Raw genomic sequence first — 9925 nt, 5'->3', positions numbered from 1 at the left:
ACCCGCCAGCCAGATGCGGTTCGCTAGGCGCTTACGGAACACTAACCTGTTTGATAGCCTGCTGAATTAGCGTGGTTTTTCCAACCTGTCTTGGGCCTGATATCACCTGAATGAACCGTTTTGGCTCATTAATACGTTTAACTATACCTTGTAAATATGAACGATTATACATGGTTAGCCCCTTCATTACAAATTGCTCAATTACTTGAGTAATTATACTCAATATGGCTCGTTATGTAAATGATTTTTTAATAAGGTTCAAATAACCGAGTGTTTCTTGCAGATCTTGGCGAAGGCGGTAATGGCCTTGTCCAAGTGTTCTTTGGTGTGGGCGGCGGAGACCTGTGTGCGAATGCGCGCCTCCCCCTTTGGAACGACGGGATAGGAGAAGCCCTTCACATATATTCCTTCGCCTAGCATGTCTCGGGATACATCTGCGGCAAGCTTGGCATCGCCGAACATAATGGGGACTATGGGATGGACGCCTTCTTTTATAGTTAGGCCTGACCTCTTTAGACCGTTCCTGAAATATTGGGTGCTCTCTTCAAGTTTGTCCCGGAGAGATGTTGATCTTGAAAGCATTTTGAACACCTCAATTGAGACCGCGGTTATGGTAGGTGCAAGCGTGTTAGAAAAGAGGTAAGGGCGGGAACGCTGACGCAAGAGTTCGATCATCTCCTTTTTGCCGCTCGTAAAACCACCGGATGCGCCGCCCAAGGCTTTACCCATGGTAGAAGTGATGACATCAACGCGTTTCATGACACCGCAGTGTTCAGGTGTCCCACGACCGGTCTTGCCTATGAATCCGGTAGCGTGCGAATCATCTACCATTACTATCGCATTATATTTTTCCGCCAGATCGCATACCTGATCGAGCTTTGCTATATATCCATCCATCGAGAAGACGCCATCGGTCGCTATCATCTTAAGTCTTGCGCCCCCGGCATCGGCATCTTTCAGCTGTTTTTCAAGGTCGTTCATATCGGAGTTGAGGTAGCGGAAGCGCTTTGCCTTGCAGAGCCTCACGCCGTCTATGATAGATGCGTGGTTTAGCTGGTCTGAGATAATCGCATCCTGATCGTTTAAGAGGACCTCGAACAGTCCGCCGTTGGCGTCAAAACAGGAACCGTAAAGTATCGTGTCTTCCGTTCCGAAGAACTTTGATATCGTCTCTTCAAGCTCTTTATGGACATCGCCGGTTCCGCAGATGAAGCGGACGCTCGCCATTCCGTAGCCATATTTATCCAGGGCCCTCTTACCAGCTTCGATAAGTTCTTTGTTGTTCGCAAGGCCCAAGTAGTTATTTGCGCAAAAGTTTATTACTTCGCCCTGTTTCACGCGAATGTTCGCCGATTGCTGTGAAAGAATAGGCCACTCCTCTTTCCACAGACCGGCCTCTTTAATTCCCTTAAGTTCGTTCTCGATGATCGGCTTGAGATGTGTGTACATATTTTTTCGTAATTTGTAATTCGTAATTCGTGATTTGTTTTTACAAGTTACGAGTTACAAGTTACGAGTTACGGTATTAAAACTATCTTCCCCGCCTGAATATTATCGGGCCTTAAAAGTTCCATCGCGGTATCTATCTTTTCCAGCGGGAATGTATGGGTGAGAAGGGGGCGAAGATCGACCTTGCCGGAGTTGAGGAGCTCGTTCACCTGGTCCCATGTGTCGAACATATGCCGGCCTACGATGGATGTAACCTGTATCTCTTTAAATATGAGCCCAGCCAGATCTATTTCGACCGGTTTTGAAGGTATTCCGAACAGTGTGAGAGTTCCGCCGGGGGTGGTCGACTTAATGCCGGCAAATATTGCCGCGGGGGCTCCGCTCATCTCTAAAGTTATGTCAACACCGTCTCCGTCAGTTAAGGACATTATTTCTTTAACGACATCGTGTTTTCTTGCGTCAAAAAGATAGTCGGGACCCAGCTTTTTCATGAGGCTTAGGCGGTAATCCTGCGCACCAACCGCAAATATCCTCCTGGCGCCCAGTGCCCTTGCCACGATGACCGTAAAAAGACCGATAGGTCCGTCGCCCACTATGGACACATCCTTGTCTTTAACGTTACTTCTGGATACCGCATGTACCGCATTTCCAAAAGGTTCCATTACGGAGCATATCTCGGGCGGCAACGCGGGGTTGGTCTTAACGCAGCAGATCTCGGGGAGCGTTGCATATTCGGCAAAACATCCGTTGATATCGACCCCAAGTATCTTAAGGTCTTTGCAGATGTGCATCTTTCCGTTCTTGCACTGTTTGCAGGAATGGCAGGGGATATGCGTCTCGGCAGAGACACGGTCGCCAACTTTGATGTTCCTGACCTCCGGGCCCGCCTCGACCACCTCACCGCAGAATTCGTGCCCGAATATCATCGGTGGTTTAATGCGATTTTGCGCCCACCGGTCCCAGTTATAGATGTGAACGTCGGTCCCGCAGATGGAAGTAGCAAGCACCTTGCAGACAACGTAATCATCCTTGGCCTTTGGAACGGGCGCTTCTATTATCTTGCATCCCTTTTGGGGGCTGGCTTTTTGGAGGGCTTTCATGTGAAATGCGTTTAATGCGTTTAAAATATTAGGTCAACGACTATTTAGTTTTGGACCCCAGAGGCGGTAATTCTTCATTACGGGTGCGAGATTCGCCCTGATATGAGATGAGCCTTTTTTGGACAGGGCCATGGTTATCAGGAGTTTTTGCATGGTCTTGTAGTCCTTCAGGCTTATGAACTCCGGTCCGTAAGTTTTTTCGGCATTATTGTGGTAGTTGCCTAAGGGAAATGCAAGGCCGCCCGTTCTGTATCCTTTCAGCATCCACACGCTTGCCTCGCAGGTCCCTCCGGCCAGGAGCGCCCGCTGGACCTTTAATTTTTTAGAGAGAGATCTAAGCCAGAGATCCACTTCGGGAGTATAACATGACATCTTGTCACCGACGCGTATCACCGGACCCCCGCCGATTTCAACCTTGCCGCCGCTTGCCGAACTGCATTCGATGACTATTATGGGAACGTTCTTTGGAAATATCTTTTCCTTTTCAAGTGCCGTACATCCAACGAAACCGACCTCCTCCGCACGTGTAAAGACGCATGTGACATCGGCCGAGGCGCACCGCTTTTTGAGCGTTGTAAGAAGCTGAAGAAGGGCGGCAACGCTTGCCACATTATCGGCCGCCTTTGTGATTATCAGCCCCTTCTTTTTCATATAACCGGGGAGGTCGTACCAGCCAAAGAAGCCCTTACGAACCCTGTCATCCCCGCGCAAGCGGGAATCCAGCGAGCTCACCAGATCCCCGCTTGCGCGGGGATGACAGTTGATCTCGAACGTTGGCTTTCCCATCCACTTTTTCTTAAGGGGTTTTTTGGCAACAACGCCCTTTATAATGCCTCTTGCTGAATTAATGGCAACGCGGGCGCCCGCAAAAAAATCTAGGTTAACGCCTCCCAGAATCCCGACCGTACATTTTTTATCGCCCCCCTTTATTATTTCGAACCCGGGGTGGTCCATGTGAGAGGTGAGGATCACCGGCTGTTTTCCGCGGCCCTTTTTATAACGGACGAAAAGGTTTCCCGATCCGTCGGAACGGATCTTCAGCCCAAGTCCTTTGCAGGTGTTCTTTACATATTTCGCAACGAGACCTTCATGGAACGGTGCAGTTGGGATCGAAAGGACATCTTTTAGTATGTTCATGGATCAATACCCCATTTCCCTTAATCTTTTATCCGAAATTCCAAAGTAATGGCCGAGCTCATGTAAAAGCGTTGTTTGTATCTGTTCGATCATCTCATCCTGGCTGGGGCTTATCGCCTCAATGTTCTTCTGAAAGAGGGTTATCTTGTCCGGCAACACGCCCGCATAATAGTTGTCGCGTTTTTCAAGGGGGATGCCCTGATAAAGTCCCAATAGTATGTGGTTCTTGAATCGGCCGGCCCCAGGAGCGTCTTCAACCGTTATTTCCATGTTCTCAAGGTTCTTTGCGAACTCTTCCGGAAGCGTTTCGAGCGCCTTTTTCACCACCTTTTCAAACTCTATTTTATCCATCTTAATTTGCCTCCTGGCAAATCTCCCCAGATAGGGCCAGCTTCCATTTCCATAACGGCAAGGTCACCATCATTGTATATAAAAGTTCATTAAGGGGGGAACTGGCCCTTATTCCTTGCAAAACTAAATCAATTACGCTAGATGGGCAATAGAAAAAGGAGACTTTTTATGCATCACAAATTCGAATGCACGGTCTGTCAGTATATCTATGATCCGGTAGAAGGCGACCCCGACAACGGTGTGGAAAAGGGAGTTCCGTTCGAACAGCTACCTGAAGACTGGGTCTGCCCCGAATGCGGAGCGGGCAAGGACATGTTCGAGCCTATCAAACACTAATCTGCGGAAGGCACGACCCAGACCGACTGGATGAATCTCCGGTCGAGGTCTTTTTTGCCCAGAAGTTCCGAGAACTCTTCTATAAATCCATTGAAACATTCGTCAAGAAACCCTTTTAGAAGTTTTTCTTCTTCCTTGCTTATGCCTAGCTGATGTTCCAAAAGCCATTTGTGGAACTTCACCGGCGAATCCATTTTGAACGCACGAATAGAGGAACCTTTGTTCTCTTTTCCAAAGACCTTTTTCACGGCGAGTTTAAGCTCTTCTTCTGTCAGCGGAGCGAACTTATAATTCCCCGAGACCACACCCTTTGCCCAAGCGGTCAAGAGGATGGTCGAAAAGGTCATGTTCTCGCGCTCGGCTACAAGACTTTTCAGTTCGGAAAGCCTTACCTTGAACACACCCTTAATCATGTCGCCTATGAACTCGGCCTTTTCTATGGCGATGTTCACTTCTCTTGCCTCATCGACGCTCTTAAAATCGCGGTACGCAGGTTCTTCGAACTCGCCGGAAAAATAGAGGGGTCTTCTTCGTAGGAGCGCGTTTATCTTTGAGGCGAGCGAAGGCTCCAAAAGGGTCAGATCCCCGCCGAGCTCTGCGGGCCATCCAGATGTTAAGAATTTCTTGGCGTGCTGACGAAGCCTTGAGACAAGGCTGAAGCCTATCTGAAAGAGGTTCATCGTCCATCTTTCGCGAAGGACATCGCCAGCCTTATGGATATCGGCGCCGCTTAAATGTTCAAGGCCGATGTTGACGTAGGCCATCACTTTTTTAAGGCATGCCGTGATGGTTTCCGGAGTTATCGCCCTTCCGTCGGCCATTATTACCTTGTTCGCAAGCGTTGCTATCTCTTTTGCGACATCTTCCGCCACCTCGTCATTCTTCAGGCTTCCAAGGGCAAGCATCAAGACCGGATACTCTTCGCCTCCTAGGGCAAGGGGATAGAGTGCGGCCTTTTCTGTCTCTTCCAGCGAGAGCGTCTGGCGTTTTGGAAGAGATGACATCTGTCTGTCGTTCAAGTATCTGTAGACCTCAAGCGCCTCTTCGATGCTCACAAACCCTTTTTCAGATAATCTTTTGGTGCGCCATGTGAATGCCGCCTCTTCAAGGTTGGACCTGATCTCGGCCATCATCGCATTGCAAAGTTTCATGAAGAATGCGTGGTCGTTTTTTGCTATTATCTCAAATATGGGCCTTACGACCTCATCGGCTCTTTCAGACAATGCCTGATAATAGTACGAGCCGTCCATTGTTTGGGGAGCTAAGTGGTATGGCCAGTCATGTTCAAGAGGGTTGTCGTCGGACGTCTCCTTCTTTTTGACGTGTATGAAATCTTTGAGCGCAAGAATCACGGAATCAGCGTCCGTTTCATGGACCCATTCGAGGACCTTTTCTTCTCCGCAATCTTTAAGATGAGAGAGCCATGTAAGCGATTGCTCCGGAATGAACCGGTCCTTTTTCCAAAATTCGATATCCAGGATGTACTGAACCTGTTCGACGGACGTGTTCGCGAGTATCGCTAGGGCATCGTGGGGCCCAAGCTTTTTAATGGTGAGCCACACCTCTTCTTCGGGCATTGATCTTACAAGGGCCGCAGGGTTACTTGAATTAAGGACCGCTTCGAGCCTTTTTTCCGGGGGTAACCCGAGGATGTCTTTAAAGGGTTTTAACTCTTTCGTCATTTTTAGTGTTTGCAACCGCCGCCGCATTTGTGGGCATCGCTACAGAAATTGCTCGATTCGCATGCGCTGGAACCGGCCCCCGCTATCGCAAAGGTCGAATAAAGGACCCGCTCTATCTTCTTTTCTCCGCAGTGGCGGCATCCTTCCGTGGGGGCCTCGGTTTGCCTCAATATGAACTCGCTAATCTTCTGGCAATTCGTACATTTATACTCGTATAGTGGCATGGTGCCTAATATAGAGGTATTTTCGCAAGAGTCAAGTTGACTTCTGATTTTCGTCATGTTAGCGACAGGGCGCTCAAATCAATAAAAGGAGGAAGTGTATATGAAGAACAGATGGTGGGTGGTGTTCGGTGCCATCCTTATACAGCTCTCTTTGGGGGCTATTTACGCATGGTCGGTATTTACAAAGCCGCTTGTTGAAGCAGGCTGGACAAAGACAGAGACACAGACGGTTTTTTCGGCTGGGTTGGCCGCTTTTGCTGTGGTGATGGTGTTGGCCGGAAGACTCATGCCTAAGATAGGGCCCAGAAAGCTGGCGATAGCCGGCGGCCTTGTGCTTGGAGCGGGGTATATTCTGGCAGGGCTTTTCGGAGGAACAAGCTTCTGGCCCGTCTTTATATTTGTGGGGCTCGTTGGCGGCGCAGGCATAGGCCTTGCCTATGTAGTTCCCATTGCGGTCGGAATGAGGTGGTTTCCCGATAAAAAGGGTCTGGTAACAGGTCTTGCTGTTGCAGGTTTCGGTTTCGGCGCTATGCTCTGGGTGAAACTGGCCGGTGAGTGGGGCAATTTTTTAAAGCCGGACGTCTTCGGCCTTAGTGGAACGTTTATGCTCTATGGTGTGATATTTCTAGTAAGCGTCTTGATAGGCGGTATCTGGATGACATTTCCGCCGGAAGGTTTCAAGCCGGAAGGGTGGACGGCCCCGGTTGCGGTGGCAGGTAAACACGTTGCCGGAACCGTGGAGTTCAAGAGCCGCGAGATGCTTGGCACATCCCAATATTATATGATAATGCTCACGTTCGCATTTGGCGCAAGCGCCGGACTTATGAGCATTGGACTTATGAAGCTCTTCCCGATGCAGGCACTGACGGCAACTGGAATGAGCGAGGTCGAAGCGAGCGCTATAGCCGGGACCGCAATGGCCATCTTCTTTTCGCTGGCTAACGGTATAGGACGTATCGCGTGGGGGACGATAAGCGACAAGATAGGCAGAAAGCTCTCAATAGCTCTCATGATGGCCCTTCAGGGTGTTGTAGTTATCTGCTTTCAATGGATGGCCGCCGTTCCTGTGCTACTCTACCTTGGCGCGACACTTATCGGTTTCAACTTTGGCGGTAACTTTGCCCTGTTCCCTTATATAACTGCCGACACCTTTGGAACGAAATCGGTCGGACAGAACTATGGCTGGGTATTCTTGGCCTATGGAGTGGGCGGCATCTTCGGTCCCATACTTGGCGGAAAGCTCGGCGACCTTGGCAACTTCCCGCTGGCATTCACCATCTGCGGCGTGTCATGTCTCGTTGCGGCCCTGCTTATATCTGCCGTGCGGGCGCCTAAGAAGGCTGCCGAAACCGCCGCTTCTTGCTGTGCGTGCGAATCACATGCCTGATATCTGAAATGAAAAGAAAAGGCCCGCTCTCTTAAAATGAGGGCGGGTCTTTTATTTTGGGAGCCCTGAAAAGTGTTCTGCGGGGATGGTCACAGAAACAGTTGTTCCGTTCTCTCCCGGGGACTCTTCATAATGTTTGGATGTGATCTTTAATTCCCCGCCGAGCGAATCGACCCTTCCCTTTACGCCCATAAGTCCGAACCCGCTCCCGTCGGTGCGAACGCCCTCAAGTTCCGTATGTTCGCGGATATTACCGCCGTAATCACCTTTGTTTATGAACCATAGGTTGAGTCGGCTGATGCCGAAACCCTGGTCGACCACTTCAAATACCACATTTTTTGAATCCTCATCTAGTCTTACCGAAATAGTTATTACGGAGCCTTTAGGGGAATATTTTATCGAGTCATGAACCGGCTCGCGCACCACCCCCATGAGAGCTATGAATGCCGTGCTGTCGTTTATCTTTACATCTCTGAGCCTTGGGTCAATCTCACTTTTGAGAGACATCCCTTTTCTTTTTGCAAGTTCCGTAAGCAGCAGCTCGGCATCCCGAACAATATCCCTTACCCCGTAGCCGTTGCTCACGAATTCCACGGCCGAATCATCAGCCATCTTGCCGCTCTTCACGGCTTCAATGGTCTCGATTATATAATCTATCTGATACCCTTTTTTAGCCTCATGAACTCCGCCAATGGCCTTTAAGCATTTGGCAAGGAACTCGCCGTCCGGTTTTATTATCCTCATGTTCTGAAGCATTTGCTCGAATGGGGCCAAGGCGTTCGACATTGCGGATGATATCTTGGCTTCTGCAATAAGCTCTGCTTGGCACGTTCGATCCTTTCGGCACTAGGTAGTCCAGCTGCCTCGGTGTAAAAGTGCCGCACCTCCTGTTTGAAGTTCAAATAGAACAACATGTACTCTTCAAAGACGTTGCTGAGCCAGGTGATGGTGGTCTTTTCGAAGAATGGATGAATAAAGACCTCTCCCTTGACATGATCATTGATGTTAGAACGCAGTTCCCGCCATATTTCATTGACCCGCCTCAGCCACGATAGTTTTACCGGATCGAGCCAGCGCTTGATAAGATTTGAAGGAGGATGGGCGAGTGTCATGCGGTCCGCGGCAGAAAGACCTTCGGGTATCACTAAGAATACCGTCTTGTGATCCGGCAGGACCCGTACCTTAAAACCGCTTGTAATTTCAAAAGTGGCCTCTTTATCGCCATCCAGGGCTTTTGCTATCGCTTCGAATGGGATCCTGCCCGTTGATGCTCCGTTCCCACCGCCGGTCGTGAAAACTATGAGGGGATTTCGCCTGCTTTCGATCATCGACCGTAGACGTTTTTTGATATTAGGTGTTACGGGAAAACGCGGCGCTTTAATTGTGGGGCCTCCAGCCGGTTCTGTGGAAAGTTAATAGGGGTCAAGTCTTTACTCTTTACTCTTGGTCGCTGATAGTGCATTGATTCGACATGGCACGTCCACTACGCATGCAATATGAAGGCGCTTTTTACCATGTTATGAATCGCGGCAATGCCCGTCAGCCGATATTTAGATCACGCGAACATTACAAGATATTTATCAACCTTCTCGTTGAATCTATTGCCCTTTGGGAGATCAGGATTCACAGTTTTAGTTTATTACCCAATCATTATCATCTTTTCATGGAGACACCGAGAGCAAACCTTTCCCGTGCCATGCGACACATTAATGGTGTTTACACCCAGCGTTTTAATAGGCATTCACAGCGAGATGGTCATCTGTTTCGCGGACGCTATAAAGCGATTCTTGTCGAGGAGGATGCGTATCTTGTTGAGCTTGTTCGTTACATTCATCTTAATGCAGTGAAGGCAGGCTTGGTGACACGGCCGGAAAGATATGAGTGGTCATCTCATAGAGATTATCTAAAAGAGGGCGGCCGCAAATGGCTCTCAACCGGCAGGGTTCTTTCCTATTTTGGGAAGAGAAGGAACTTAGCCCGCAGAAAATTCAATCAATTTGTCATGGAAGGAGTGCCCGAAGAATTGCAACAGAGACTGGATGCCGCAAGGTCGCCGTCCGTGTTCAGCAGCAAGAACTTTGAAGAATGGATAGAGTGGAATTTTGTCAAGGATATCAAAGATGGGGACAGGGGAGATGTGCAGTATCAGTCGGAACATGTTTGTAAAGTATCATTAGCCAATCTGCAAAAAGCCCTGTGTGATTCGTTGGATACATCGTGGAAAGACATCATTTGCCCCACAAGCCTTAAGGGCCGTCA

11 protein-coding genes are annotated in these 9925 nt (G+C 49.2%); 3 read left to right on the top strand and 8 right to left on the bottom strand.

Features of this window, described 5'->3' with window-relative positions:
* Positions 1-258: 258 nt before the first annotated feature.
* The 4 genes from COV46_00220 to COV46_00205 all read right to left on the bottom strand — a co-directional run bounded on the left by COV46_00220 (position 259) and on the right by COV46_00205 (position 4043).
* The gene (locus COV46_00220; protein PIR18409.1) at positions 259-1449 is read right to left on the bottom strand and encodes a glycine C-acetyltransferase; all 1191 of its coding nucleotides are present in this window, start codon (positions 1447-1449) and stop codon (positions 259-261) included.
* A 68-nt stretch (positions 1450-1517) separates the two neighbouring features.
* Complete coding sequence (locus COV46_00215; GenBank protein PIR18408.1) at positions 1518-2549, bottom strand: L-threonine 3-dehydrogenase; 1032 nt, start codon at positions 2547-2549, stop codon at positions 1518-1520.
* A gap of 33 nt (positions 2550-2582) precedes the next feature.
* Positions 2583-3686 (bottom strand): hypothetical protein, encoded by a 1104-nt coding sequence (locus COV46_00210; protein ID PIR18407.1) that lies wholly within the window; start codon positions 3684-3686, stop codon positions 2583-2585.
* A 3-nt stretch (positions 3687-3689) separates the two neighbouring features.
* Positions 3690-4043, bottom strand: a complete 354-nt coding sequence (locus COV46_00205) for a hypothetical protein (protein PIR18406.1) — start codon at positions 4041-4043, stop codon at positions 3690-3692.
* A gap of 162 nt (positions 4044-4205) precedes the next feature.
* On the opposite strand from COV46_00205, the gene COV46_00200 reads away from it, so the two are divergent.
* Positions 4206-4373, top strand: a complete 168-nt coding sequence (locus tag COV46_00200; GenBank protein ID PIR18405.1) for a rubredoxin — start codon at positions 4206-4208, stop codon at positions 4371-4373.
* On the opposite strand, the gene COV46_00195 is transcribed toward COV46_00200, so the two are convergent.
* Complete coding sequence (locus COV46_00195; protein ID PIR18404.1) at positions 4370-6055, bottom strand: hypothetical protein; 1686 nt, start codon at positions 6053-6055, stop codon at positions 4370-4372. The genes COV46_00200 and COV46_00195 overlap by 4 nt on opposite strands.
* Positions 6056-6057: 2 nt before the next feature.
* The gene (locus COV46_00190) at positions 6058-6336 is read right to left on the bottom strand and encodes a hypothetical protein (protein PIR18403.1); all 279 of its coding nucleotides are present in this window, start codon (positions 6334-6336) and stop codon (positions 6058-6060) included.
* A gap of 43 nt (positions 6337-6379) precedes the next feature.
* Here COV46_00190 and COV46_00185 point away from each other — a divergent pair, with 43 nt between their 5' ends.
* Positions 6380-7666: an MFS transporter gene (locus COV46_00185; protein PIR18402.1), complete on the top strand. Its 1287-nt coding sequence runs from the start codon at positions 6380-6382 to the stop codon at positions 7664-7666.
* A gap of 51 nt (positions 7667-7717) precedes the next feature.
* Here the strand turns inward: COV46_00185 and COV46_00180 are convergent, their stop codons facing one another.
* Together COV46_00180 and COV46_00175 are read right to left on the bottom strand one after the other, a co-directional pair.
* Positions 7718-8452, bottom strand: a complete 735-nt coding sequence (locus COV46_00180) for a hypothetical protein (protein PIR18401.1) — start codon at positions 8450-8452, stop codon at positions 7718-7720.
* Complete coding sequence (locus tag COV46_00175) at positions 8407-8994, bottom strand: hypothetical protein (GenBank protein ID PIR18400.1); 588 nt, start codon at positions 8992-8994, stop codon at positions 8407-8409. Before COV46_00175 ends, COV46_00180 begins: the two co-directional genes overlap by 46 nt.
* A gap of 143 nt (positions 8995-9137) precedes the next feature.
* On the opposite strand from COV46_00175, the gene COV46_00170 reads away from it, so the two are divergent.
* On the top strand, positions 9138-9925 hold a 788-nt coding region (locus COV46_00170), incomplete at its 3' end, for a hypothetical protein (GenBank protein PIR18399.1).

Source organism: Deltaproteobacteria bacterium CG11_big_fil_rev_8_21_14_0_20_49_13 (assembly GCA_002796305.1).
In the GTDB taxonomy this organism is placed as follows: domain Bacteria; phylum UBA10199; class UBA10199.
Note: the sequence above shows the minus strand (reverse complement) of the source record. Positions and strands in the feature narration are given on the sequence as shown.

What these genes read in the sequence shown, in the direction of transcription:
- COV46_00220 (PIR18409.1), bottom strand. Translation starts at nt 1,449, where the DNA reads ATGTACACACATCTCAAGCCGATCATCGAGAACGAACTTAAGGGAATT.
- COV46_00215 (PIR18408.1), bottom strand. Translation starts at nt 2,549, where the DNA reads ATGAAAGCCCTCCAAAAAGCCAGCCCCCAAAAGGGATGCAAGATAATA.
- COV46_00210 (PIR18407.1), bottom strand. Translation starts at nt 3,686, where the DNA reads ATGAACATACTAAAAGATGTCCTTTCGATCCCAACTGCACCGTTCCAT.
- COV46_00200 (PIR18405.1), top strand. Translation starts at nt 4,206, where the DNA reads ATGCATCACAAATTCGAATGCACGGTCTGTCAGTATATCTATGATCCG.
- COV46_00195 (PIR18404.1), bottom strand. Translation starts at nt 6,055, where the DNA reads ATGACGAAAGAGTTAAAACCCTTTAAAGACATCCTCGGGTTACCCCCG.
- COV46_00190 (PIR18403.1), bottom strand. Translation starts at nt 6,336, where the DNA reads ATGACGAAAATCAGAAGTCAACTTGACTCTTGCGAAAATACCTCTATA.
- COV46_00185 (PIR18402.1), top strand. Translation starts at nt 6,380, where the DNA reads ATGAAGAACAGATGGTGGGTGGTGTTCGGTGCCATCCTTATACAGCTC.
- COV46_00180 (PIR18401.1), bottom strand. Translation starts at nt 8,452, where the DNA reads ATGTCGAACGCCTTGGCCCCATTCGAGCAAATGCTTCAGAACATGAGG.
- COV46_00175 (PIR18400.1), bottom strand. Translation starts at nt 8,994, where the DNA reads ATGATCGAAAGCAGGCGAAATCCCCTCATAGTTTTCACGACCGGCGGT.